Below are 24,586 nucleotides of genomic sequence, written 5' to 3'. Positions count from 1 at the left end.
TATGGCGGGAAGGATATCTAGTATGGTTAAACCTTAGATCTTACCCCATCATAAAACGGTTCATGACATATGTGTATGGAATCGTTTTTATGATGGGTTTTTTTATATGTAATAGTCCAGCCAGGCTTCACAGTTGAAAAGGATAGTGGGGTTCTACGTTTCTAAAGAATTATATTTGCATCAGAACCGATTAATATATACGTATAAAACTTAAGTACTCACATATTTTGTTACAAGGACCTTTGAAGAATTTAGGAGGTGTTCTATAATGTACACAGGAAATTCCTATTGGCCACACCCTGCTTCGAATACAGCCTATTTTCGAAGACCCTCTTACTACTATCCTTATTTTCCGAGTATGTTACCCTCACCGTATGTAGGCTACAATGACATGCAATACAGGGCTTATCAGAATTCCGACAACTATCCTGTCCCCGCGAAACAGCCATTATCAAAAAGAATTATTGGATACTATCCAGCATGGGCCAGCTATTCTGGATATAATGTAACAGATATTGATGTTTCAAGACTAACTCATATTAATTATGCATTTGCGAATATAAGAGATGGAAAGGTAGTTCTAGGGTATCCAGAGATTGATGAACAGAATTTTGAGCAGCTTAAAGCGGCAAAGATAAAGAATCCTGATCTTAAGAGCCTTATTTTTATGAGAAAGGTTTAGTTACTGTTTTAGGACTTACACAATTAGCAGGAGGCATTCTTACGGTATGTAATAAAGAGGAAGTAGGGTCCACTTCCCATACGAAGACTACAGAACAGGGTAAGCAAGTGTTCAAAAATTAAAGAAGTTAGTTTCTATTGTAAATGAAAATATTGATATGATTAAGGAACAATCAGATAGCAGTGAGAGCTTCCTAAAGGCCCAAGATGAAGTTGAATTTATGGCAAATAAAGTGTTGGATAGGTTAACTCAGTCCCTTAAAACACACATACAGGGTGGTTAGAGTTACAATTAAATCAGCCTGAGTATGTATATAAAAATGTTTTTATTTTTAATTCATATTAATATATAGATATATTGTAGTGGGATACTGCAGGACAGAGCAAGAATAGTTACACAGACTGGCTGAGCTTGTTATGTTTCTAAAAATAGGGCTGGGGATATATATCAACCTATGTAATCTATACTTTATGATAATAAAGTATAGATTAATATATTAATGTAAGAGGGGAAAGAGTTATGAAGAAGTGGTTTTTAATTGGAGCATTAGTTGTTGTTGTAATTTTTGGAGCATTTATAGGAGTAAAGGTTCACCAAACGAATCAACAAAAAGCAGAGTTTTATACATTTCGGGAACAACTAGACGAGCGATTCTTCCCCTTGTTGAAAGAGAATCAACAATATTTTGATGATTTGACAAAACATAATAATGGTCTTTCATTAATGGATTGGAATGTAAAAGAAGGAATCGATACGCGTCTTAAATTACAAAAGGAAGTAAAAGAGATCCGTGAAGAAATCAATAATACTGATTTAAAATATCAAGACACATTAGAGTTAAAGCAAAATGCTATAAACAGCCTTGCTTTAATGGAAGAAATTTATAGAAATGTTGAGTTGTTCGGGAATATGGATGGATTTGATTTATTTGTCCAGCAGTTGCCGGAAGAGATTAACGCTTTGTCTGAGAATATAGAAAAGCAAAATAAAATCATGAGTAAATATTATAAGTAAAGACAGTGTAGGGGGGTGCCGCCTCTACCAACCTCTTTAATTTAAAACACGTCGGAAAGAGAAATATTATAGCCAAAATTGACCTATCCCGTTAATATCGTTAGGTAGAGACATCAAGATTTATAGAGGGAGGGAATCTGCATTTTGGGGGAAGAGAAATGGAACAGCCCTTTTTTAAGAAAATTTTTACCTGTATTTACTTCTGGAAGTATTTGAACGAAGAGGAAAGCTATGAGAGGGACCATAGAATATTTAATGCATATTCAAGGTTAGCAGAGTCTAATTTAATATTTGGTGTACTTCTTTTCTTTATTCTTTTAATAATTGGCAACTTATTCATACAAGACGGCGCGGAACTTTACTCATTTATGCAAGGTTCTTTTAGTACATCCATTATAGTAGCCATGCTACACTACTTCTTACAATACACATTAGGTCGACCTATTTATAGAAGAATCAGACGTGAAAAATGGGAAATAGCGAAGGAAGAGCTTAAAGAGCATTTCAAAAAAATGATTGAGAGTTTTCGAGAAATATTTAATGAAGATGAATCCGAGACCAAGGCGTTTAGTGATGAGAGCGCAGAAGAACATCGGGATTATTTTAAGGAGAGATTGAGTAATTCAAATGATGGTGAGAATAAAATAACTCTAATTTTGAAGAAATTTGAATTACCCCTTGATACAACGGATATAAAAGTTGTCAAAAGAAGATATTTAAAATTAGCCCAAAAGTACCATCCAGATATGCCGAACGGAAATGCAGAGTTATTTAAGCAACTTGTTATGGACTTTGAGACACTTAAATATCATTTTGAGGAATAGAATGCTAAATAAGCATGAGTATGTAGTGTAACGTAGTAACACAGATTTACAAGTTATTAGAAATTGTAATGGTGAGTATGAACCTCAGGTTATTAAAGAATTCTGACAGCAAAACGCATATATACGAGATCTGCGTTTTGCCGTCAGTACTCCATGCCTGCCAAGCTCATTCAAATACATATCCCATGTAACAAAAAACGCTATCCTTTTTTTGATTAAATAACTGATAAGGATGACATTTTTATGGATGTGAAATTATAGAAAGCTTTGTCCGAATTTTTTCTTAACGAAGACGATAATGCCGCTGTTTACAGTATTGCGTGTAGGTACGGAGAAACTAAGGACTATTAAAGACGAGCTGCCATCTGATATCAGCTATTTTATGATTAAAGCTGTATTGGTAAAGGCGACTTTGGTTTGAAGTTCCATTCTCTGTGGTGCAGCGTTGCTTCATAGGCGGTTAACAGAGCAGTTCAGTTGAAGAAGAGAACTTAATCTATTGCGTTTTCGTTAAAGAAAGAGTAGAATTCTCATATGTCGAGTTGGCAGCTTCTTAGTGCCTTATTACATCTTGTATTGGATTGAATAGGCTTACATAAACCTTAGCTTATATTTGTATATCGGGAGTCTGTGGTATCAGGCTGAGAGTACGGCTAATCTGTCGTAGACCGTTGAACCTGTTGGGTAATGCCAGCGTAGGAAAAGTGATGAAGAGGATATTTATGCACTTTGCTTACGCAAAGTGCATTTTTTTATATTAGGAAGAAGGGTTTGGAGACAATGGAACAGCAACAAGAAATCATGGAACATGTTCTGCGTTTTATACAAAGGGATAGCTCTGATGAGAATGACTTTAATGAACAAGCATTACAGCTATTTTTATATCAGTATCAATATAATTTACCCTATCGTTCGTTCTGTATGCAAAAGGGTAAGACACCGAGAATGGTCAAATCGTGGCGAGATATTCCTGCAGTTCCAATCAATGCCTTTAAAGATGTGACATTAAGTTGTACAGATTCGGAGCAGGCCGAAGCTATCTTCATGACAAGTGGTACTACGAAAGGGATAAGGGGAAAACACTATCATCCTACTTTGCATGTGTACGATCAGTCGATGATTCAGAACTTTCAGCAAAGATTCATGAAGGGGCTCAATAAAATTCGTATCGGTGTTCTTTTTCCAACAGCAACAGAGATGCCTAACTCCTCTTTGGCTCATTATTTATCCTTAGCTGTACAACACTTCGGTACAGAGGATAGCCATTATTTAATTAACAATGACGGAGTGGATATTGAGCGTTTCATACAAGAATGCAGACATGCCGAGGAAACAGGAGAACCATATGCTCTTATTGGAGCGAGCTTTAGTTTTGTTCATATGCTTGAGCAATTAGGACGTATTGGTAAAACATTTTCCTTGCCTAAAGGAAGTAGAATTCTTGATACGGGTGGTTTTAAAAAGCAATCTAAGGAAATGGAGCTAGACGATTTTTACAAGCTGCTTTCTGATGCTTTAGGAGTAGACCGTGCGGATTGCATCAATATGTACGGCATGACTGAACTGAGTACACAGTTTTATGATGATGGAAATGAGATAGTGCCCTCAGTCAAGTCCGGACCTAATTGGATACGAACAAGGGTGATTAACCCATTGAGCGGTGAGGCAGTCCAAAAAGGAGAACGCGGAGTACTTGTACATTGTGATTTAGCCAATTTTAATTCTGTGACGACCATCTTAACTGAGGATGTAGGAATAGAGGTAGATAATGGTTTTCTTCTGTTAGGAAGGGTGCAAGGAACTGCGGCAAAGGGCTGTTCTATTGCAGTGGAGGAATTTTTGCATGCAGCTAAGGGGCACTCAAAATGAGAGTACAGGCAGGTTACCTTCCGAATATCGGAGAAAACGAGTTTAAATATAAAGTTTTAAAGTATCGCAATAAGGATGAAGAAATAGCGGTGGAAATTCCACTTTTAACGACGGAACAGATGAATAAAGTCATTCAAAAAGTGAAACAGGCTAGTGCTGAAACTTTAAAATGCTATTCAAGTACGGAAATTGTGAACATTATTGATCAAGTAATCGAACGATTGCTTGATCGAGGTACCGTGTATCGCCAAATGGCTGAACGATTTTTACCAATCGTAACTGGTTATGACAAAGAAATTATTCGTCTTGGTCTCACGTCTTACTTAAAAACATTTCGAAAGCATGAACTTCAACGATTTTTAGTAGAGGATTTAGGAAATCCTTTATTACTTGATAATTTTCAGCCTCGTGTAAAAGGAGGGTTTTCGAAAGCTTTCGGGCCTGATCTTATTACTCATATTTGGTCTGGAAATGTTCCTGCTTTGCCTTTATGGAGCTTTATTTCAGGTTTGTTAGTCAAAGCTGGAAATATCGGAAAGGTACCTAGTGCAGAGCCGCTGTTTGCAGGATGGTTTGCTCACTTAATCGTTGAAGTTGAACCGAAATTAGCTGACTGTTTTGCCGTTGTTTGGTGGAAAGGCGGAGATGAGGAACGTGAGGAGGCTTTATTCCAACAAGCCGATGTTGTGGTTGGGTATGGCGGAAATGATTCGTTGCAATCTTTACAGCAGCGAATGCCGATAACAACTCGTTTTTTGCCCTTTGGCCACAAAATAAGCTTTGGGATCGTTTCAAAACTAAGTCTTGATTCCAGAAAAGCATGGCAATCCGTACATCAAGCGGCTCTTGATGTTATCCGGTATGATCAGCAAGGCTGCTATTCACCTCATATTTTCTATGTACAAGAGGGAGGAAATGTTTCTCCAAGGGAATTTACTAGATATATGGCGAATGAATTGGAGAATTTCCAGAAGCGTTATCCGCGTCGGGATCTTTCTATGGAGGAATCAGTGTCCTTATCTTCATGGAGACAAAAAGAAGAGATGAGTATGTTTAACCAGCCTGATAAAGAAGTACTCGGGAATGAGACAAATGACTGGACTGTTGTCTATGAAAAGGAACTGGACTTTGCACCAAGTTGTCTGAACCGAGTCATTAAAGTGATTTCATTTGAAAGTATAGATGACATTCTGCCTTTGCTTGCACCTTATCGATCTTTTCTTCAGACAGTTGGTGTAGCTGCAAGCCCAAAGGAATTATTTCAATGGGCAGAATTGTTAGGAAAAAGCGGAGTTACACGTATCACTGCTTTGGGAAGCATGACCTCACCTGAGGCTGCTTGGCACCATGATGGCCGATTTAATCTATTAGATTTAGTGAACATAGTGGACATTGAGTCTTCTGCGGAGGATTATAGTGAACAATTTGCCCCTTATGTTGATTAGGAGGTAGCAACATGAGTTTTTTAACAATCAATAATGTAACCTATAGCTATCAGGGACAGAATGTAATCATCGATAGGGTAAATTGGGAAATGAAAAAAGGAGAGTTTCATTGTTTGCTAGGGAAAAGCGGCTGTGGAAAGACGACTTTATTAAAGCTCGCTTCCGGCTTACTCCAGTCTGATACAGGAAATATACAGCTGCAAGGAAAGCAGGTAACAGAACCTTCTCATGAATGTGGATTTGTTTTTCAATCTCCTACCTTATTAGAGTGGAAAACGGTAATAGATAATGTATTGCTGCCAATCTCCCTTAGACGAAAGGTGACTTTATCGGACCGGGAGCATGCTGCTCAATTACTGGAACTAGTAGGGCTTTCCTCACAGTTCGAACGCTATCCGCTACAGTTATCTGGTGGACAACAGAGCCGGGTTGCATTAGCTAGAGCCTTGATTCAAAAACCATCCATGCTATTTTTGGATGAACCGTTTGCGGCATTAGATGCCATCACTCGAGAAGAGCTGCAGGATGATGTTTTGCGAATTTGCAATCTTCAAAATACAACGGTTCTCTTTATTACACATGATATTTCAGAAGCAGTCTACCTTTCTGACCGTGTTGCAGTTATGGAGAAAGGGAAGATTATCTATGCATCAGATGTAAAGCTTACAAAGCCACGTACATTCAAAACAAGATATGATGCTGGCTTTAACGAATTATGCTTACAGATACGCCAAGTGATGAGTGGAGGGCAGCCATGAGAAATGTAAGACTATATTCCCTCCTCCTGTTGTTTGTGTTACTTGCTCTTTGGGAAATGTTAGCGAAAAATATGTCCGAGCTGGTATTACCTGCACCCTCTGTTATCTTCTTTACTATGCTAGATGGAATGCGGAGCGGCTATTTGTTCCCTCATATTATTCGGACGACATTAGAGGTTGTACTAGGTCTATTTTGTGGGGGCTTGTTTGGGTTGTTCTTTGGAATTTTAATGGGCGAAGTAGAGTTTTTACGAAAACTGCTTTTTCCATATGTGATCGCTAGCCAAGCTGTGCCAAAGCTTGCGTTGGCTCCGTTGTTTATCCTTTGGTTTGGATTTGGGATGACTTCAAAAGTTGTCATTACAGCTCTTATTTGTTTTTTCCCTTTATTGGAGAATACAGTAACAGCGATTCAATATGTAGATAAGCAGAAAGAAGAGCTATTTCGAATGCTGAAAGCGAGCCGTTGGCAAACTTTAATTCATTTGAAAATCCCAGCTGGCATGCCCGGTATCCTGGCAGGACTTCGGGTGGCAGTAGTACTGGCAGTAGTGGGGGCGGTTGTCGGGGAATTCATTGGCGGCAGTGAAGGGCTAGGAGCGTTAATTATCGCATCACAAGGAATGATGGACACTCCTTTAATGTTTGTATCGTTACTTTTGTTAACCATCATAGGTATGTTTTTATACCAATTGGTTGCTATATTGGAAAAAAGATGGCTAAAGCCATATACAAGGGAGAAAAGAAAATGAAGATGAAACATGTATTAGCGGTAGTACTACTATTTGTAACCGTGCTGATTTCAGCTTGCAGCGCAGAAGAGAAAAAAGACGCAGCAAAAAAAACAGTTGAAAAAGAAAGCCTTAAGGTAGCCATTTGGAGTAAGCCAATAACAGAGCAAACGAATCTATTGGTGGATAAGAAGAAAGGATTTTTTGCAGATAATGGTTTAGACGTAACAGTGATTCCTGGTGCCGGCGGTGGAGATGCAATCAAGAATATTCTTTCCGGACAGGCTGACATTGCATTTACAGACCCAGGTTCTGTATATTCTTCTTTGGATAAGGGGGAAAAATTAAAGGTTATTTACAACATCTATCCCCAAAATGTATTTAATATTGTGTCGCTGAAAACAAGTAATATTACAAAGCCTGAAGATTTAAAGGGAAAAACGATTGGCGTATATAGTTTATCAAGTGGTACTCGCCAAAACTTGCTTGTATTGCTAAATCAAGTAGGTCTTTCTGAAAAGGATGTCAAGATTGTCGAAACAGGTATTGCTAACTTTGCACCATTGATGCAAGGACAAGTAGATGCGACAGCTGCAACTGATACAGGTTTGGCAGTTGCAAAACAAAAGGGCTTAGGAGAAGTAAATGTGATTGATGTAAAAAATCACTTGAATATTCCGAGCGATGTATTTGTTGTGACAGAAAAAACCTATGAAGAAAAGAAAGACGTGTTAAAGAAGTTTTTAGAATCCTATAAAAATAGTGCAGAGTGGATGATTAAAAATCCAGAAGAAGCTGCTTCTTTAGCGAAAACGTATGCAATTGATGGAAAAGATGAAAAACAAAACTTAGAAATGATTAAACTTCGTAACGCTTCAACTATATCGGAGTTAACAGAGAAAAACGGATTAGGAGCACTTGATACAACTATTCTTCAGCAAGGTGCAGATACGTATCAAACATTAGGCTTAATCACACAGAAGCTAAATATGGAAGAGGTTGTAACGAAAGAGCTGCTTCCTAAAAAGTAATGGAGGAATCCTATGGGGAAATTTCAAGGAAAAGTGGTCCTAATCACAGGGGCTAGCCGAGGGATTGGCGCGGCTATTGCGCGAGCCTTTGCAAAGGAAAAGGCTTTTGTCATTGTGAATTATCTCCAAAACAAGGAGGCTGCTGAACAGGTAGTCTCCTCCTGTATAGAGCTTGGAGGGGATGCTTGGGCTTTTCAGACAGATGTCACATCTGAGCAGGCTGTTCAAGGGATGATTGAGCAAGTCCTCTTAGAAATGGGAAGAATTGATGTTGTGGTAAACAATGCTTTCAAACCGTATATTTTCAATCCTGATGATCGTAAAATGTTTTGGGAGTTAAAATGGGAAGATTACCAAAGCCAGCTCGATGGAGCGCTTCGTTCTACTCATTATATGTGTCAAGCAGTTCTTCCTGCTATGAAAAAGCAAAGTCAGGGAAGTATTATCAATATCATTAGTAATTTAGTTGAAAGACCGATTGTCCCTTATCATGAATATAATACGGCGAAAACAGCCTTAATGGGATATAGTCGCAATCTAGCAGCTGAACTGGGACCTTTTGGTATTCGAGTCAACTGTGTAGCACCGGGGCTTGTTTACCCAACAGATGCAAGCAGGTTTACAAAGGAAGATATGAAGGAAATGATTATTGCTCAAACTCCGCTCCGCAGAATTGCTCTTCCTGAGGATATAGCGGGTCCTGTTTTATTTTTAGCTTCAGATTGGAGTCAGTTTGTAACAGGACAAACCTTGATTGTCGATGGTGGTTTTGTGATGTAGACTGTACAATTAATGTACTGCTGCGTTTGATATGCTAGGTTTATATAATGTGAATATTAATGCTTTTAAGAGGCCGTCTAATGATGCCTCTTTTTATTTTGGTTTTTAGTAATTTTAAAATAGCTCTTTAATTGCAGGGAAATAAGCCATTTTATTAGAATATTATGTAAAGAGGAGGTTGTTTTTATGACATTATTTATAATACTTGCTGTAATCTGCTTTGTCCTGTTTTTAGGCAGTTCTTTATTAAGAATGGATGTAAACAGACATAGATATAGTACAAATAGTTTAAAAAAAAATCATATTGATAGCCCTATGTATATTCATAATGGCTCAGCTTTGACAACCTCTGATTCTTCCTACTCAGATTGTGGATCAACAGATTCTGGAGGATTTGGTGGAGGAGATGGTGGAGGCTGTTCATAAGGTGAAATAAAAGGAGGCAGAGTAAAGTCTCTTCTTACTAGGGGATTATAAACAGGTAGGTTAGTAACCTTATTTCTGATAAGCTATCTTATATCAACCAGTCACCAAAGGGCTGGTTTTTTGTTTGTCTTACCGTAAAACCTTACCATCGAAGACAGACTTATTTTTCACTTCTAGCCTAAGAAATAATGGATAAGTAAAGCTTTTTGATAAGTAAGTCTGACCTGTCTAGATTTGCGAAATCATCTCATAAAACCCTCCAAAATGAAATAAACCCTTTTGTTAAAATTGCCTAACAAAAGTGTGTTTCATTCAATGTAATCAGCCTTTTGTCAGAGCATTCGGTGTCCATCACTACCCTAATGAAAAACGAGAATGTTCGTTATCTCAGCGTTTTTAGCGTTTCTGCTTCGGTAGAGATGCTTTTTTGCTTTCCTGAAAATGAATGAGGAATAAGTTCAAAGCTGACATACCTGCTAAAACGCAGTAGAAGGTGGAATGGCTAAATGAGAAGAGGAACAACGTATTGGATTGACGAGAATTACGCATAATGGAGATGAAGGTAAAAAATTACATAAAGTTATTATATTTCACATATTGGATAAATTATATATTAAATAGAGCGATTGATGGAGGTACATTTTATGACGGAACATAAAATAGAAGCTAGTAAAATGCCGCAATTCCCAGAACCCTATTGGAGAGATTTGTTAGAATTTCCGTCCTTTCCAAAGCTTGATAGAGATATTGAAGCAGATGTAGCAATAGTAGGAGGAGGCATTTCTGGAATTATCACTGCCTACTTGCTTGTACAAGAAGGATTACAAGTAGCCCTTTTAGATGCTAGTACCATTTTAAATGGCACCACTGGCCACACCACTGCAAAAATCACTGCACAACATGACTTGATTTATGATGAATTTATTAATCATTTAGGGGAAGAAAAAGCTAAACTTTACTATGAGGCCAACAACGAAGCGTTGCTTTTTATTAAAAATATGGTTCAGGAGCATAACATCGAATGTGACTTTACGGAAGAAGATGCTTATATCTATGGAAATACCGATTCTTCTGTTAGTAAGATAAATCAGGAATATGAAGCCTACAAGAAGCTGGGAATTGCCAGTCAATATGTAGAAAGTATTCCTCTCCCTTTACAAGTAAAAGCGGCTATTGTCATGAAACAACAGGCACAATTCCATCCATTAAAGTTTTTGCTTCATCTGCTTCAAGCTTTTGTCAAAAACGAAGGTATGATTTATGAAAATACAACAGCAGTAACTATTGAGAAAGGAGATCGCCCGAAAGTTATCACAAGGGATGGGTATAGTGTTACATGCAAAAACGTTGTATCCTGCTCGCATTTTCCTTTTTATGACATGCCTAACTTGTATTTTACACGGATGTATGCAGAAAGATCCTATGTACTCGGAATAAAGGCAGAAAAAGACTACCCTGGTGGAATGTATATAAGTGCAGATTCCCCAACACGTTCCCTTCGTTATACAACCTTTAACGGAGAGAAACTCATCTTAGTCGGGGGAGAAAGTCATAAAACGGGTCAAGGGATACCTACAATTCAGCATTATGAAGCATTGGAAGCTTTCGGAGAGGAAGTTTTTGGTATAAAAGAAATCCCTTACAGATGGTCTGCCCAAGATTTAATCACCTTGGACAAAATCCCTTACATTGGCCGTATCTCAGACAATCAATCCAACATCTTTGTCGCGACGGGATATCGAAAATGGGGGATGACAAATGGAACCGCAGCTGCCTTATTGCTGAGGGATTTAATTATAGGGAAGGAAAATCCTTATACGGAATTATATAGTCCCTCAAGATTTCATGCTGATCCAAGTATTAAGAACTTTATCAAAACAAATGCTGATGTGGCGAAGCATCTCATTGGTGGGAAAATAGGAATTATTTATAGAACCCCGGAGGATGTCGATATTGATGAAGGTGCTGTTGTCAATGTAAACGGAGCAAGGGCTTGTGCATACAGAGATGAGAAAGGATGCTTACATCTCGTCGATTCCAATTGTACTCACATGGGATGTGAACTTGAATGGAATAATGGAGAGCGGACATGGGATTGTCCTTGTCATGGTTCAAGATTTTCTGTAGATGGCGATGTAATAGAAGGACCAGCAGAAAAGCCTTTGAAAAGAATAGAATTAGAATAACCCTTGATACGTAGAGGTAGTTATCAGTAACCTTGCCAGGAACGAAAAAACTGCTAAGCATTAGCTACTCTATGATTCAGATTGCCTTGTTGAAAAATAGCTTACAGAATCTATGATAGACAAAGTATAAGAGCGGGATAATTTGGACAAGACTGACATTGAAAAAGGAGGTCTTGTCCATGAAATATACTCGTAAATGGCTGTCATTTATTGTTCTTGCTGGAGCTTTGTCTGTTACAGGCTGCGGTGCTTCCGGAACTGGAGAGGGCGCACAACAAGCGCCAAAAGAGGAAGCCCAATCTGTAACTCAGCTGCAGCCTGATCTCAAAACGGGAGTGAACAGTGTGCTGCAGGAGGTGCAAAAGCTAGAAAATTATTTAAAAACCTCATCTCAGCAAGAAACGATTAACAAGTTTGGAAAAGAGATCGCTAAAAAATGGGACTCATTTGAAGAGGATGTAGAGAAAGCATATCCAGATCAATATACCAAAATTGAGGCGAATTTATATCCTCTCATTGCCGAGACAGGAAAGCAACAGCTAGATATAGCCAAAATTCAGGAGTTGGTTAAAAAGGTACAAGCGGATTTGAACATATTCCTAAAGCAGCTTCAATCGTAATCAGAGACTCTTGATGTGTTAAAATGTTATGGGGCTATATGCAAAAAATCATTGACAGAAGAATCGTAACTATAATATGATTATTTCAAATAGTCGAATAAATCTCCTAAAGGGGAGTAGCTTTTACAACAAAGTCGTCATTTCGGAGCTGTATTGCTTCCGGCTTTGTTGGCAACATAATGTTGTTAGCAAGACCTTTACTTTTTCTATGGTAAAGGTCCTTTATATGTACGTAAAAAACCTTTACCAACGATGGTAAAGGTTTTTTTTTGCGCTTTGCGTGCCCAGCTAAGCTGTGGTCTGCTAGCTGGTTATACAGTATTTACAATGAAAAGAGAGGTAGATGGAGCTATGAAAAAAGTTAAAGTATCTTTATCAGAGTTAATCAGAAAAAATAAGGAGGAACTTTTAAAAGATAAGAAACAACTTGAGAGAATTGAAAAACGTATCGATGAAAAATATGTAAATGCTAAATAACATTATTGGATAAAAAATGTAATACCAAATGACAGGATGCTTCCTAAGAAGAAGCTTGATATTACGTAGACATTTTTCGTTGGGTGCTATGGCTTCTAAATAGCATGCAAAGGAATGTTAGTTGGCTTTTGCTTAGATGAATCGCCCTAATCAATAACATAGAGCGTTTTTTCAGCGTGGAAATGAGGAGTGTATACGAGTGGAGAACTGGATTACAAATATAATAGAACAATTCGGATATATGGGGATTTTGTTATTAATTGCCTTGGAGAATATATTTCCGCCGATCCCTTCAGAGGTTATTTTGACGTTTGGCGGGTTTATGACCACGACGACAAATTTAAGTGTAATGGGAGTTGTGCTGTTTGCTACGGTGGGGTCTGTAGGTGGAGCTGTTATGTTATATGGTATTGGCCTTCTTATGGATGTAAATAGGCTAGAGAAAATAGTCGATAAATGGGGCTTTATTCTGCGCTTGACGAGAAAGGATATTTATAAGGCAAATGCTTGGTTTGCAAAATACGGGGTATGGACTGTGTTTTTTTGCCGGCTTATCCCGTTAGTAAGAAGCTTAATCTCGATCCCAGCCGGTATGTCACGTATGAACTTCGTTGTGTTTCTCTTGTTGACAACGCTTGGCACACTTATCTGGAATGTGATTCTTGTAAATTTAGGTGCTGCAGTAGGCGGTTCCTGGGAGAGTATTGTAGGCTATATGGATATATATTCAAATATTATTTATGTAGGTTTAGGAATTCTTTTTCTGCTATTTGTAGTGATGGCTATAAGGAAAAGGAAAGCAGTGGAGATGAAATAAGCAAGGCTATAGGGGAGTCCCTATAGCTTTTTATACTGTAGAAAAGTAGCAATTTCCAGCTAGCAGCCATTCGACATAGTCGGAAAGTTTAAGAAGACAGCGTAAGTGCAACTACACTTCGTTCTTTGCCTAACGGCTCGCCAATGATAAATAGGGCACTTTAAAATTTCATGTAACGTATTAATTTTAATTTAAAATATATGCCAATTAACGTTTAAATCTCCTCAACCTGCTCGAAATTTTGACTATTACTTATATCATTAAGGATTATGAGGAAAACTAAATTTTGTAGAATATGGAAGGGGTGGAAGCCTGATGAGAAATTTAATTTATTTTCTGAATGATAAAATGGAAGCAGAACAATTAGCAGAGGATCTAAAGGTTCAATTAGAAATCAACCGCTTTAGGAATGTGATGGTAGTGCCTGTTAATGAGAAAAAAGAACTCATTATCCAAGTTCCTGAAGCAAACGGAGAATTAGAAGAAGCAGTAGAAGCTTTTATGGCGGACTATAAAGAAGGGGTAATGCTGGAATAAAAAACAGCACAGAGGACATTAGCCTCTGTGCTGTTTTTTTACACTGTAGATGAGTTTTCTTTATTTATGTTTTGTCTTCTAGGCTTCTGAATCAGGTAAGATCGGACGAAATGTTACAGGAGATGTTAAGACAACTGAGGTATATAAGTTACCGTAAGGCATCAAGCGATCTACAAGTAAACGTAAGCCATCCATCCCTGCTACAGCTGCTTTCATAAAATACCCAATATGACCTGTTACACGATGACATTCAATAATATCCGAGTCTTCAGCAATCATTTTCTCAAACTCATTTATAGATACTTTAAGATCGCTGACTTGGATAATTAAGAGGGTATCTTTTCCTATCTTAGCCGGAGAGATTCTCGCAGAGAAGCCTTCGATGACTCCCCGCTCTTGAAGCCGGAGCAGCCGTTCGGTAATGCTTGGCCGGCTTAAGGACAATTTCTTAGAAAGTTCGCTAACAGTCATACGAGCATTTTCTTGTAAAAGATGAAGTAAATCAATATCAATTTGATCCATATTCATGCACCTTTCATAACGAAGAATATTTTAACGAAACGTATTCAATATGTAAACTGAAATAGGGATAAAATGTTTATTTTTGTATATAAAACCTCCGCTTTAGATTATATCATGTAAATGGTAAATGTACATATACTGAAACTGTTTGGTGAGGAGAAGGTTATGAAGAGATCATTCTACATAGTATTAGGATGCTTACTTACGAGTATCGGAACAATTATTTTACAACATGCTCATGTTATGACAGGGGGAACCGCCGGACTTTCATTGATTTTAAGCTATAGGTTAGATATTCCTTTTGGTGTGGTGTTTTTTCTTATCAATATTCCATTTTATGTGTTAGCGGCTAGAGTAATGGGCTGGAGCTTTACAGTAGCGACCCTTGTTTCTGTTACCTTGGTGTCTTTTATGACAGGACTCGATCGATTGCTTCCTGGTTTTTCTATTCCTATGCCTGTTGGGGCTGTGCTAGGTGGCGCAATTATTGGCTTTGGAATATCAATGTTGTTTATGAACCGTACTTCGCTTGGAGGTACGAATATTCTTGCGCTTATCTTGCAAAAAAAGCTGAATTGGAATCCGGGAAAACTTAATTTCACATTTGATTTTCTTGTTGTGTGTTTCGGATTTTATTCTGTAGGGGTAGTACAGGGTTTACTCTCTATTTTATCCATTGCAATTACCTCCAGCGTCATTAGCTATTTTAAAAGCAAGATTGCGGCTAGCAATCAGTCTACTCAACATCATGGCTATGTAAAGCAATACTCAGCTCAGACAACGATTAAAGCCAGTTAATGAAAAAGCAGGTTTCTCTGCCTTAGGGTAGGAGTATCCTGCTTTTTTACAATGTAGGAAAGTAGGAATTTCCAGCTGGCAGCCATTCGATGCGGTCGGAAATTTGAGGAATACAGTAGAAGTGCTACTGCTCCTCTGTCTTAACCAATCGGTGAGTCTTCTTTAAATTACGATATAGAATTGGATGATGCTATAATCACTCAATTGGATGAGTACAAAAGGTGTTTTTGATTTTATACTTTAAGTATAAATTTCTAGCTGGCAGACCATTCGACGTAGTGAGAAATTTTAGGAATAAAGTATAATACGGAGAGGTTATAAATGAAACGTTGGACAATTGAATGTCTGTTACTTGCTGTTGTTGTAATTTGGGGTATTAATTATACGATTGGAAAGTATGGGGTCGTTGAATTAACTGCTATTGATTTTACTGCAATTCGGATGCTGATAGCTGCTCCTTTATTATTATTTATTACATTAGGGATAGAGCGTTCTATTCTTATTAGACGGGAAGATCTAGGGCGCTTAGTGATTGTGAGTATAGTGGGAATTACTCTTTATCAGACGCTATTTATGGAAACCATTAAATATATTTCTGCGACGAATGCTTCCCTTTTAATTTCGCTATCCCCTATTTTTACAACGATCTTCTCCTTGTTAATGAGACAGGAGAGATTTTCAATTCAAAAACTGCTCGGCTCTCTTACAGCATTTATAGGAGCTGCGCTTGTATTGCTTGTGCAAGATCCAGCAAATCATCAAAAAAATGTAGTAATGGGTACGATGATTGGGATTCTTGCATCTGTGAGCTGGGGAGTGTATCCTATTTTGGCAAATCCATTAATAAACAAGTATTCTGCTTTAAGAGTGACAGCGTGGTCAGCTATGATAGGAGCTGTGCCATTATTCTTGTTAAGCAGCTCAAATTTGCTTTCTCTCTCTTTTCACTTAAAGCTTACAACCTGGTTAGCATTATTGTATTCTATTCTCTTTGTTACAATCTTCGGTCTTGTTGCATGGTATGTAGGAGTCCAAAAAATTGGTGCGACGAATACCATGGTATATATGTATGTAACGCCTTTAGCTGCGGTTTTATTTGCAGCTATCTGGGCACATGAACATGTTTATTTTCAACAGATTATCGGAGGCAGTATCATTTTTATTGGGTTATGGCTTGTAAAACATAAGAGAATCGTCCGGATGGGCAGAGCGGAGCATGATTAATTCAAAGCTGGTTTGTTATCTATTTAATTAGGTTCAAAAAACAGTCACTTGTGTAAATATACTAAAACTTACTGATATTTAACTAAAACAGCTTCTTTTGGAATGAAAGGAGCTGTTTTTCTATTCCATGAGTATATGAAATATATAGCAAAATACATACCAAATACGATTACTATTTGTTATATGATTACTAATATTAACCCGTTACTTTAAGTGTAATTCTTCACAATCCGTTTAGTAAATCAAACAAGCAAAAGGCGATGCCCTTATTCAGGCACCGCCCTCGAAAATGATAGTTTTTAAAAACACGTAAACGAAAGAATTCTCCTTGTATCAATACCAAACATCATCCAAAACCTGCCATTCCATCTGAAACCAGCAACAGATCTTGGACCTACGAAAATGGGATAAAACCAAAACCCTTCACCATTGTTGAGCCATATAAAAGTATTACGAAACAGGCACAACCTAATTGCTCCTGGATCAACAGCAAATGGTGAAGCAACTGCTTGTTGAGGAATAAATGATGGAGGAGGAGCAGTTGGGGGTTGTGATCCGGGTAGACCTGGTAAACCCGATGGTCCCGGAAACTCAGGTCCTGGTAACCCCGGTAAACCTGGTGGTCCCGGAAACGGGGGCGCTGGTAGACTTGGAAATTGACGCTCTAATTGCTGATCATAATTTATATAGGAGTATACTGTCTGATCATACATTTAAAAGATCACCACCTTATCTAAAATAAATCTCTAAAGTATTAGTATGTTGTACTGTTCTTTTATGAAGCTCATTCGCAGTCTAAATTAATGCCCATTCACTTCTGGGAAATATTGTATTTACCAATTAAAAAATGTTGGTTATGGCAGTATGTTTTTTGAATGTAAACAAGCCGAAAATATACAAGAAATAAATAAAAATTTGCATATTTTCGGCTTGTTGATAATTTCAATTTATTTTAACACATAATGCATTGGTCAGCTTTCACAGGTTCTACCAAAAAATTTCTATATCACCATATAAAGTAAAAATGAAAGGGGATTTGTAGTAGTAAAATCATTGTAGAAGGCGAGGTTTATACTTTAAATCTCGCCCTTTTATTAATAAGATTTCGTATATGTTTTGATACATATACGAAATCTTCAAACCAGTAATATCAACGCTCAACTGTGTTTTGGTATAGATTTTACTCTATATTTTTGTGTGAGGCTGTTTTTTCTATAACTTTTGGGGGCTGTGTCTGCTGCTCTTACATTTTAAGAAAGGCTAAATTTCTAGCTGGAGGACTATTCGACGCAGTGAAAAATTTGAGGAATAAAGTATAACTGCAACTATGCCTCTGTCTTCGCCAATCGGCGAATTTTCTTTAATAGAAGCAAGGAAAAAGCAGCCCTAGGCATTTTGTGGTCATTGTAAAAACAACCCAAAAGGATACTTACATAAAAAATATTCAACATCTAAACCTCCTCAATCTTCATAAACGTTCTGCACATGAAAAAAATAAACGATATAATGAAAAAAAAGATAAAGAAGAGGTACATCATATGTATAAGCCTGAGTATTATATTGTTTTTGATATTGAACGGAATTTTAGGCCGTATCAGTCGGATATTCCGGCAGAAATTGTGGATATAGGTGCAATTAAAATTGAAGCGTGTACGATGAACGTAGTGGCTAGCTTTTCCTCTCTTGTAAAGCCAAAATCCTCTCTTTCTCGACATACAACAAAACTAACAGGAATTACAAAGCAGGATATAAGGGAAGCGGAACGGTTTCCTCAAGCGATTGAACGATTTCGGGAGTTTGTTGGAGAAGAGTATATGCTAGTAACGTGGGGAAAGGAGGATTACTCTTTTTTGAAGGAGGACTGTGCGTTGCACGGTGTAGAATGTCCGAATTTAGAGAAGGATAGACGCTTTGATCTGCAGAAATTTGTTTTTCACGCTTATGAGGAGTTATTTCCTAATCAGCCAAGCTTGAAGCTGGCGGTTGAGAAGCTTGCCTTACAGTGGGAGGGTGAGCAGCACCGTGCGTTCGATGATGCGAAAAATACTACAAGTATTTTTCTAAAGGTAGCTATGGAAAAGGATTTATATGGTTCATATAGAAGACAGAGCGAGCCGCTGCTTTTGGAGGAGGGAGTACTTACAGATAAAGGAAGAAAGAAGCTGACCCGCTGGGTGTTTAAGGAGTTGAAGAAGGGACAGCACTCTTCGTTGACATGGGGGGCTTTTACAAAGAGCCGTACATGGGAAAATGCACTCGATCAGCATGACTTTGACGATACAGCTTTACAGCAGCTGCAAGGGTATTTTAAAACGGCTCTGCGTAAAGCAAAACAACAGTTGCATGCATTGAATGCGTTGAAAAAGAAAAGTGACGGAATGGATCAAAAGCCGATCTAGGTTTGAGTGATAACCATAAAAATATTATGTAAACAGATAAGTTTATTCTTATCATAAATATATGCTTTTCGGGAAACGTAAGAAAGAATATGGGTGGAGAGAGGGGAAAGACAATGAAGACAACAAAGGCCATCATATTTTTTCTTTGTTTCTGTATGATCCAATCTGCAGCAGCTGCTGCTAAACTTGAGGATGAACATACACCAATTAGCTTCAAAGTTGAAATGCTTCCGTGGAAGCAAGTAAATGAAGTGCTGCCGAACAAATCGAAATTTACCGTGATAGATGTGGAGACAGGTTTGCATTTCAGGGTGCAAAGAAGAGCTGGCAATAGACATGCTGATGTACAGCCTTTAACGAGGGAAGATACAAAAATTATGAAAAAAATTTATAATGGCAAATGGAGCTGGAAACGAAGAGCAATCATTGTTTTATCTCATGATCAAATGATTGCCGCTTCTATGCATGGAATGCCGCATGGTGCAGGGGCACTTATAAATGGCTTCCCAGGGCACTTTTGTATTCACTTTGCTGGAAGCACGACACATAGATCGGGTCGCGCTGATGTATCTCATGAGATGATGATTTTGAAGGCAGCGGGGAAGCTAGAAGAGTATTTGCAGTATGCTGATCCTTATCAAGTAGTGAACACGTTTACGGTTGCCGTGAATCAACAGGATGCGAGCATGTTAGATATGGTCATCACAAACCCAACTAAGGCAAACAAGCTGCATCGTGCTGTTTCAAGAATTGAGTCCATCAGATTTGCAAATCTTCCTTCACGGTCTCAAAAGAACACAAGTGAACTGCTGTGCATGGAATTTGCATTAAAAGCGGATTTATATTTGAGAGAGGAAGGGAAGAGCAAAAAAACGGTTCGTTTTATCATGCGGCGTGATCATGTAGCAGATCGGTGGAGAATTGACTCAACTGCTTTATTAGAAAGTTTTATCAAATAGTTCTATAAGGTCTAGTAATAAAGTAATAAAACAAAGGAGGGAGAGAAATCTTTTTTTCAGCTCATCATAATCACCATTTTAAAGCCTATTCCTTTGAACATATTTTCATGATAGGAGTATTACTAGCTGGTCTTGCAGTAATCTTTGTATACCGTCTATTTTTTCGGCGACATGAGGATGCTTTTATTCGTACTGCACTTTTGTTGCTAATCGGATTTGAAGCAGGATATCATAGTTGGCTGATTTGGGATCATTCATGGAAACTTAGTACATCCTTGCCGCTTGAATTGTGTGATATCAATATGTACATATGTATTCTGCTTTTATACACTAAACGTTTTTTATTATTTGAGATTCTATACTTCAATGGCATAGGCGGAGAGCTGCAGGCCATTTTGACTCCAGCTTTATCCTTTTCATTTCCGCATTTTCGGTTTTTTCATTTCTTTTTCGTACACTCTATTGTGATTTGGAGTATCGCTTTTTTTGTATTTGTTAAGCAATATCCAGTATATGTCCGTTCTATTTGGAAAGCATATGTTTTTTTGCATATGGCAGCAGGAGTCGCTTTTATAGTGAATAAGCTGACGGGTGGAAATTATATGTTTTTGGTGCATAAACCACGGAGTCAATCCTTGCTGGATATACTTGGTCCATATCCATGGTATCTTCTATCCTTAGAAGGGGTGACTATCGTCATATTTTTTCTGTTGTGGCTTCCTTTTCGTCGGCGAGAAAGGATTATGTGAGTGATTTGTTATGCGGATAATCCGATTGGATAAAAAGGTTTTCCGTTAGTGCCCACAAAATTAAGTGCATGAGGTTTTTTTATTGACTAGAAGGATGTTGCTCTCCCTTGTTGAATGTAAAAATAGAGGGAGTGATAAAAATGAAAATAAAGGAGCTCATCGAACAACTGCAAAAAGTGTCTAACCAAGAAGCTGAAGTTTTGGTAAATCATTGGCTTGTTGCTACTAAATCGGATAAAGTGATTGTTAGCTTAAGTAAAGTGCAAGATGTAGTGTTTCCAGTTGACGGAGAGTTCAACACAATTACAATTAATACTGAAAAAGTAGAAGAGGATATTTGAATGATATTAGCTGAAACATCCTTGATTGGATGTTTTTTATTTTTCCTAAGTGACTATATAGGTTGAATTTAATTTTTGCATCTTGTTACAAAGCCTATTAATAACTTTCTCAGAGGTCTTATTAATAGATACCACTTTTTGCTTCATCTCTTCTGAATAACTTGAGATTGAAGAAAATGTTTATATAATTTCATTCACCGTAATTTAAAGAATTTTAACATATGGAAAACATCTTTTTATAGCATTTTCTTAGCTTAGTGGTTATAGAAACAACAGCCCTAATTTCCATCAACGAACATGTTGTTTTAAAACTGGATGTAAATGTACAAGAAGATTCATTTCGCAAAAAAGATGGCGCGATAGACCTTGAGGGGCTAAATAGGCATGTATTAGTATAAAGGAAAGTAAAAGATAAGTAATAACCTGATTCCTTAAATGGGATAAGGAGAATGAAAATATGATAAAGGAGGTGGATTATGCTTAAGGCTGCTGTTGTAGGAGTTAATAATATTGGCAAGATACACTGCCAAAACTACGTAATGAATCCGGATACTGAACTTGTGTGTGTATGTGATTTGGATGAAGAACGGGCACGATCGGTTGCGAATCAGTACGGGGTAATGGCTTATACGGACATACAGACAATGTTACATAATGAAGAAATCGATATTGTTAGCATTGCTACCGCAGGAGAGGAGAACGGTGGACATCATTATGCACCAGCTATTATGGCAATTGAAGCGGGTAAGGATGTCTTAGTTGAAAAACCTATCTCCAATCATATAGGAGAAGCAAGAGAAATGGTTCGCCTTGCTGCGGAAAAAAATGTCCGATTAGCTTGTAATTTAAACCATAGGTTTGTACCATCTGCTTATAAGGGAAGAGAGCTCATCGATAAAGGAGCTTTAGGAACGCTATTATTCATTAATATGAAGTTAGCTATTAAGAATCAAAAGGAAATGACTCCTTGGTTCCATCTTCGGGCATTGCATCCACATTCTATTGATGTTATGCGTTATTTCGGAGGAGACATTCAGAGGGTACAAGCTTTCTTAACACAGGCACCGGGGAGAACGAGCTGGTCTACGGCATCCATTAACCTCGAATTTTCCTCAGGAGCAGTCGGTCACTTGACCGGAAGCTATGATATGTCTATGCGCCATCCAATTGAGCATTGTGAGGTTGCAGGGGATAAAGGCAGATTTATCATTGATAATGTATATGAGAATTTTACATTTTATCCTCATGAAAGCGATGAGCTCGTAGTACTTCGTAATTCTATTATGACAGGTGTTGGAAGTTTCCATGAAACATTTAAAAATAGGCTCGATCATTTTATCAGTCAAGTGAAGGGAGGAGTTGACCCGAGCCAAGTTGATGCTTCAGGATATGATGCACTTGCATGTCAAGAGGTGATCGAAGCAGCAATTCGCTCTCATAGGGAAAACGGAGCAGTTATAGAGGTTCCTCCAGTGAAAAAAACAGTAGTGAAATAACTAATAAGAATTAGGTTTCTATTAGTAACTCAGAAATTCATCCTCAAAAAATCTAATTAAAGAATACTTTTATATGTTACTCCTATGACATTTCAAAAAGACTGAATACTGATCATTTCATTTTTTTAATAATAATTTCCGGTTTCATTATTCTGAATATTTAATAAATTAAATCTTAGTAAAGGGGGTGTTTGTTTTTTGGCTCTTCTTGCTAGCATGATGAATTAAAGGAATAACAAGCTTCTTAGAAAAACAGACAGCCTTAAAATGAGCAATAATAGATAATTCTAATCGGTTACAAAGAATTGAAAACGGTTTCAAGTGTGTGTGTGTTTCTATATTTTATCTGTTTGTGAATTCATTGCTGAATGAGGGGGAGATAAAAATGCTTAAATTGAAATCGAAAATTTCCAAATCGTTAGCGGTTGGGATCGCACTTTCTACTATATTGGCAGGGTGTAGCGGAAATAGTGAGTCAACAAGCGGTAGTGAGTCTAATTCAAATAAGCCGGTTACTCTTACGATGCTTTTGGGGGAAACGCAGAACACACCGGGTTTTCAAGCTGTTGTTAAAAAAATTGAGGAAAAGTACAATATTAAGACAGAGGTAGAAGTACATCCAGGTGGACCAGAAGGCGAGAATATCATGAAAACACGTCTTGCTACAGGAGAGATGGCCGATTTAACAATCTTTAATTCGGGTTCATTATTAAAAACGTTAAATCCTGAGCAGCATTTCGTGGATCTTACGAATGAGCCATTTATGGATAAAGTATCAGATTCGTATAAAAAGGTAGTATCTGATAATGGAAAGGTTTTTGGCATTCCTGCTTCCTCCAGCCAGGTTGGCGCATGGCTTTATAACAAAAAAGTATATGCAGAGCTAGGTCTTTCTGTTCCGAAAACATGGGATGAGCTGATGGCCAATAACGAAAAGATAAAAGCGGCTGGCAAAACTGCTGTAATAGGTTCATATGCTACTAGCTGGACATCACAGCTCATTTTACTTGCAGATTACTACAACTTGCAAGCTGAAGAACCAAATTTCGCAAAAGATTATACGAAAGGGAAAGCAAAGTATGCATCAACTCCTGCTGCCCTTAGAGGGTTTGAAAAATTGCAAGAGATTGGGCAAAAGGGCTATATGAATAAAGACTTTAATGCAACTACCTATGACCAAGCTATGCAAATGCTTGCTGAAGGTAAAGGTGTCCATTATCCAATGCTGACTCAAGCTCTTCCAATCATTGCTAAAAATTATCCTGACAAGATAAATGATATTGGCGTCTTCCCGCAACCAGGTGATAGTGCTGATAAAAATGGATTTACTACCTGGATGCCTAATGCGGTCCTCATTAACAATAAAACAGAGCATCTAGAGGCTGCAAAAAAATGGTTAGAATTTTATATTTCTCCTGAAGGTTTAGAAACTTATGCGTCTCAATCTAAGAATATTGGACCGTTTGTAATAGAAGGTGCTTCTGTTCCTGATGATGCATATGAGGCTGTCAAGGACATGATGCCATACTTTGAAGAGGATAAAGTAGCCCCTGCTCTTGAATTTTCTACTCCGATAAAAGGTGCTAACTTACCACAAATTACTCAACAGGTTGGCGGTAATATTACATCCGCGAAGAAAGCTGCAGAGATGTATGACAAAGATGTTGAGAAACAGGCGCAGCAGCTTGGCCTTGAGGGATGGTAAACCAATGCTTTTACACTTTAAGAAAGTATAAATTCCCAGCTAGAAGTTAATTCGACGTAGCGGGGAATTTTAGGAATAAAGTGTAAGTGCAACTACACCTCTGTCTTCGCCCAAGAGCAGGGCTCGCCAATCGGCGAGTTTTCTTTAAAAAATAAATAAAAAGAGAGCGCTTACAAGAGGTGCCTCCAAGATAGTG

General features: G+C 37.8%; 26 protein-coding genes. 24 read left to right on the top strand and 2 right to left on the bottom strand.

The window, feature by feature from the left end; genetic code table 11:
* Positions 1-268: 268 nt before the first annotated feature.
* From EP737_RS02555 to EP737_RS02485, 16 genes are all read left to right on the top strand, one after another.
* Entirely contained in the window at positions 269-682 is a 414-nt protein-coding gene (locus EP737_RS02555) for a glycosyl hydrolase family 18 protein (RefSeq protein ID WP_246040157.1), read from the top strand.
* A gap of 519 nt (positions 683-1,201) precedes the next feature.
* Entirely contained in the window at positions 1,202-1,696 is a 495-nt protein-coding gene (locus EP737_RS02550) for a hypothetical protein (protein ID WP_129726354.1), read from the top strand.
* A gap of 158 nt (positions 1,697-1,854) precedes the next feature.
* Positions 1,855-2,520, top strand: coding sequence for a J domain-containing protein (locus EP737_RS02545; protein ID WP_129726353.1), 666 nt, complete (start codon positions 1,855-1,857; stop codon positions 2,518-2,520).
* Between the two features lie 298 nt (positions 2,521-2,818).
* A complete protein-coding gene (locus EP737_RS26485; RefSeq protein ID WP_281278868.1) occupies positions 2,819-2,941 on the top strand; it encodes a hypothetical protein in 123 nt (40 codons plus the stop codon).
* Between the two features lie 359 nt (positions 2,942-3,300).
* The gene (locus tag EP737_RS02540) at positions 3,301-4,389 is read left to right on the top strand and encodes a LuxE/PaaK family acyltransferase (protein ID WP_129726352.1); all 1,089 of its coding nucleotides are present in this window, start codon (positions 3,301-3,303) and stop codon (positions 4,387-4,389) included.
* Positions 4,386-5,834: an acyl-CoA reductase gene (locus EP737_RS02535; protein ID WP_129726351.1), complete on the top strand. Its 1,449-nt coding sequence runs from the start codon at positions 4,386-4,388 to the stop codon at positions 5,832-5,834. Before EP737_RS02540 ends, EP737_RS02535 begins: the two co-directional genes overlap by 4 nt.
* An 11-nt stretch (positions 5,835-5,845) precedes the next feature.
* Entirely contained in the window at positions 5,846-6,592 is a 747-nt protein-coding gene (locus EP737_RS02530; protein ID WP_129726350.1) for an ABC transporter ATP-binding protein, read from the top strand.
* Entirely contained in the window at positions 6,589-7,344 is a 756-nt protein-coding gene (locus tag EP737_RS02525) for an ABC transporter permease (protein WP_129726349.1), read from the top strand. The genes EP737_RS02530 and EP737_RS02525 overlap by 4 nt, the downstream gene beginning before the upstream one ends.
* Complete coding sequence (locus EP737_RS02520; RefSeq protein ID WP_129726348.1) at positions 7,341-8,354, top strand: ABC transporter substrate-binding protein; 1,014 nt, start codon at positions 7,341-7,343, stop codon at positions 8,352-8,354. Before EP737_RS02525 ends, EP737_RS02520 begins: the two co-directional genes overlap by 4 nt.
* Positions 8,355-8,366: 12 nt before the next feature.
* Positions 8,367-9,134 (top strand): SDR family oxidoreductase, encoded by a 768-nt coding sequence (locus EP737_RS02515; RefSeq protein ID WP_129726347.1) that lies wholly within the window; start codon positions 8,367-8,369, stop codon positions 9,132-9,134.
* Positions 9,135-9,320: 186 nt separating this feature from the next.
* Complete coding sequence (locus tag EP737_RS02510) at positions 9,321-9,560, top strand: hypothetical protein (RefSeq protein WP_129726346.1); 240 nt, start codon at positions 9,321-9,323, stop codon at positions 9,558-9,560.
* Between the two features lie 659 nt (positions 9,561-10,219).
* Positions 10,220-11,746: an FAD-dependent oxidoreductase gene (locus tag EP737_RS02505; RefSeq protein WP_425455838.1), complete on the top strand. Its 1,527-nt coding sequence runs from the start codon at positions 10,220-10,222 to the stop codon at positions 11,744-11,746.
* Positions 11,747-11,925: 179 nt separating this feature from the next.
* Positions 11,926-12,366 carry a hypothetical protein gene (locus tag EP737_RS02500; RefSeq protein ID WP_129726344.1) on the top strand — a complete coding sequence of 147 codons (441 nt, stop codon included), beginning with the start codon at positions 11,926-11,928 and terminating at the stop codon, positions 12,364-12,366.
* Positions 12,367-12,618: 252 nt separating this feature from the next.
* Positions 12,619-12,843, top strand: coding sequence for an FbpB family small basic protein (locus EP737_RS26715; protein WP_342772875.1), 225 nt, complete (start codon positions 12,619-12,621; stop codon positions 12,841-12,843).
* Between the two features lie 199 nt (positions 12,844-13,042).
* On the top strand, positions 13,043-13,660 hold the full coding sequence (locus tag EP737_RS02490) for a DedA family protein (RefSeq protein ID WP_129726342.1): 618 nt from the start codon (positions 13,043-13,045) through the stop codon (positions 13,658-13,660).
* A 315-nt stretch (positions 13,661-13,975) separates the two neighbouring features.
* On the top strand, positions 13,976-14,197 hold the full coding sequence (locus EP737_RS02485; RefSeq protein ID WP_129726341.1) for a hypothetical protein: 222 nt from the start codon (positions 13,976-13,978) through the stop codon (positions 14,195-14,197).
* Between the two features lie 78 nt (positions 14,198-14,275).
* Here the strand turns inward: EP737_RS02485 and EP737_RS02480 are convergent, their stop codons facing one another.
* Positions 14,276-14,719, bottom strand: coding sequence for an Lrp/AsnC family transcriptional regulator (locus tag EP737_RS02480; protein ID WP_129726340.1), 444 nt, complete (start codon positions 14,717-14,719; stop codon positions 14,276-14,278).
* A 165-nt stretch (positions 14,720-14,884) separates the two neighbouring features.
* On the opposite strand from EP737_RS02480, the gene EP737_RS02475 reads away from it, so the two are divergent.
* Complete coding sequence (locus EP737_RS02475; protein ID WP_129726339.1) at positions 14,885-15,517, top strand: YitT family protein; 633 nt, start codon at positions 14,885-14,887, stop codon at positions 15,515-15,517.
* A gap of 321 nt (positions 15,518-15,838) precedes the next feature.
* Positions 15,839-16,741, top strand: a complete 903-nt coding sequence (locus tag EP737_RS02470) for a DMT family transporter (protein ID WP_129726338.1) — start codon at positions 15,839-15,841, stop codon at positions 16,739-16,741.
* A gap of 299 nt (positions 16,742-17,040) precedes the next feature.
* Here the strand turns inward: EP737_RS02470 and EP737_RS02465 are convergent, their stop codons facing one another.
* Positions 17,041-17,454 carry a collagen-like protein gene (locus EP737_RS02465; RefSeq protein ID WP_129726337.1) on the bottom strand — a complete coding sequence of 138 codons (414 nt, stop codon included), beginning with the start codon at positions 17,452-17,454 and terminating at the stop codon, positions 17,041-17,043.
* 825 nt (positions 17,455-18,279) lie between these two features.
* On the opposite strand from EP737_RS02465, the gene EP737_RS02460 reads away from it, so the two are divergent.
* The 6 genes from EP737_RS02460 (at position 18,280) to EP737_RS02435 (ending at position 24,390) form a co-directional block, all read left to right on the top strand.
* The gene (locus EP737_RS02460; RefSeq protein ID WP_129726336.1) at positions 18,280-19,140 is read left to right on the top strand and encodes an exonuclease; all 861 of its coding nucleotides are present in this window, start codon (positions 18,280-18,282) and stop codon (positions 19,138-19,140) included.
* A 113-nt stretch (positions 19,141-19,253) separates the two neighbouring features.
* The gene (locus tag EP737_RS02455) at positions 19,254-20,099 is read left to right on the top strand and encodes a hypothetical protein (protein ID WP_129726335.1); all 846 of its coding nucleotides are present in this window, start codon (positions 19,254-19,256) and stop codon (positions 20,097-20,099) included.
* Positions 20,100-20,146: 47 nt separating this feature from the next.
* Positions 20,147-20,848 (top strand): YwaF family protein, encoded by a 702-nt coding sequence (locus EP737_RS02450; RefSeq protein WP_281278871.1) that lies wholly within the window; start codon positions 20,147-20,149, stop codon positions 20,846-20,848.
* Positions 20,849-20,988: 140 nt separating this feature from the next.
* Positions 20,989-21,189, top strand: a complete 201-nt coding sequence (locus EP737_RS02445) for a hypothetical protein (RefSeq protein ID WP_129726333.1) — start codon at positions 20,989-20,991, stop codon at positions 21,187-21,189.
* A gap of 476 nt (positions 21,190-21,665) precedes the next feature.
* Positions 21,666-22,685: a Gfo/Idh/MocA family protein gene (locus tag EP737_RS02440; RefSeq protein ID WP_129726332.1), complete on the top strand. Its 1,020-nt coding sequence runs from the start codon at positions 21,666-21,668 to the stop codon at positions 22,683-22,685.
* 385 nt (positions 22,686-23,070) lie between these two features.
* Positions 23,071-24,390, top strand: coding sequence for an ABC transporter substrate-binding protein (locus tag EP737_RS02435; protein WP_129726331.1), 1,320 nt, complete (start codon positions 23,071-23,073; stop codon positions 24,388-24,390).
* Positions 24,391-24,586 lie beyond the last annotated feature (196 nt).

The sequence above is a fragment of the Ectobacillus funiculus genome, from assembly GCF_004138295.1.
Lineage (GTDB): Bacteria > Bacillota > Bacilli > Bacillales > Bacillaceae_G > Ectobacillus > Ectobacillus funiculus.
Note: the sequence above shows the minus strand (reverse complement) of the source record. Positions and strands in the feature narration are given on the sequence as shown.

Excerpts from the sequence above, each read along its gene's own strand:
- EP737_RS02555 (WP_246040157.1), top strand. The coding sequence starts at position 269 with ATGTACACAGGAAATTCCTATTGGCCACACCCTGCTTCGAATACAGCC.
- EP737_RS02550 (WP_129726354.1), top strand. The coding sequence starts at position 1,202 with ATGAAGAAGTGGTTTTTAATTGGAGCATTAGTTGTTGTTGTAATTTTT.
- EP737_RS02545 (WP_129726353.1), top strand. The coding sequence starts at position 1,855 with ATGGAACAGCCCTTTTTTAAGAAAATTTTTACCTGTATTTACTTCTGG.
- EP737_RS26485 (WP_281278868.1), top strand. The coding sequence starts at position 2,819 with ATGCCGCTGTTTACAGTATTGCGTGTAGGTACGGAGAAACTAAGGACT.
- EP737_RS02540 (WP_129726352.1), top strand. The coding sequence starts at position 3,301 with ATGGAACAGCAACAAGAAATCATGGAACATGTTCTGCGTTTTATACAA.
- EP737_RS02535 (WP_129726351.1), top strand. The coding sequence starts at position 4,386 with ATGAGAGTACAGGCAGGTTACCTTCCGAATATCGGAGAAAACGAGTTT.
- EP737_RS02530 (WP_129726350.1), top strand. The coding sequence starts at position 5,846 with ATGAGTTTTTTAACAATCAATAATGTAACCTATAGCTATCAGGGACAG.
- EP737_RS02525 (WP_129726349.1), top strand. The coding sequence starts at position 6,589 with ATGAGAAATGTAAGACTATATTCCCTCCTCCTGTTGTTTGTGTTACTT.
- EP737_RS02520 (WP_129726348.1), top strand. The coding sequence starts at position 7,341 with ATGAAGATGAAACATGTATTAGCGGTAGTACTACTATTTGTAACCGTG.
- EP737_RS02515 (WP_129726347.1), top strand. The coding sequence starts at position 8,367 with ATGGGGAAATTTCAAGGAAAAGTGGTCCTAATCACAGGGGCTAGCCGA.
- EP737_RS02510 (WP_129726346.1), top strand. The coding sequence starts at position 9,321 with ATGACATTATTTATAATACTTGCTGTAATCTGCTTTGTCCTGTTTTTA.
- EP737_RS02500 (WP_129726344.1), top strand. The coding sequence starts at position 11,926 with ATGAAATATACTCGTAAATGGCTGTCATTTATTGTTCTTGCTGGAGCT.
- EP737_RS26715 (WP_342772875.1), top strand. The coding sequence starts at position 12,619 with ATGGTAAAGGTTTTTTTTTGCGCTTTGCGTGCCCAGCTAAGCTGTGGT.
- EP737_RS02485 (WP_129726341.1), top strand. The coding sequence starts at position 13,976 with ATGAGAAATTTAATTTATTTTCTGAATGATAAAATGGAAGCAGAACAA.
- EP737_RS02480 (WP_129726340.1), bottom strand. The coding sequence starts at position 14,719 with ATGGATCAAATTGATATTGATTTACTTCATCTTTTACAAGAAAATGCT.
- EP737_RS02475 (WP_129726339.1), top strand. The coding sequence starts at position 14,885 with ATGAAGAGATCATTCTACATAGTATTAGGATGCTTACTTACGAGTATC.
- EP737_RS02470 (WP_129726338.1), top strand. The coding sequence starts at position 15,839 with ATGAAACGTTGGACAATTGAATGTCTGTTACTTGCTGTTGTTGTAATT.
- EP737_RS02465 (WP_129726337.1), bottom strand. The coding sequence starts at position 17,454 with ATGTATGATCAGACAGTATACTCCTATATAAATTATGATCAGCAATTA.
- EP737_RS02460 (WP_129726336.1), top strand. The coding sequence starts at position 18,280 with ATGTATAAGCCTGAGTATTATATTGTTTTTGATATTGAACGGAATTTT.
- EP737_RS02455 (WP_129726335.1), top strand. The coding sequence starts at position 19,254 with ATGAAGACAACAAAGGCCATCATATTTTTTCTTTGTTTCTGTATGATC.
- EP737_RS02445 (WP_129726333.1), top strand. The coding sequence starts at position 20,989 with ATGAAAATAAAGGAGCTCATCGAACAACTGCAAAAAGTGTCTAACCAA.
- EP737_RS02440 (WP_129726332.1), top strand. The coding sequence starts at position 21,666 with ATGCTTAAGGCTGCTGTTGTAGGAGTTAATAATATTGGCAAGATACAC.
- EP737_RS02435 (WP_129726331.1), top strand. The coding sequence starts at position 23,071 with ATGCTTAAATTGAAATCGAAAATTTCCAAATCGTTAGCGGTTGGGATC.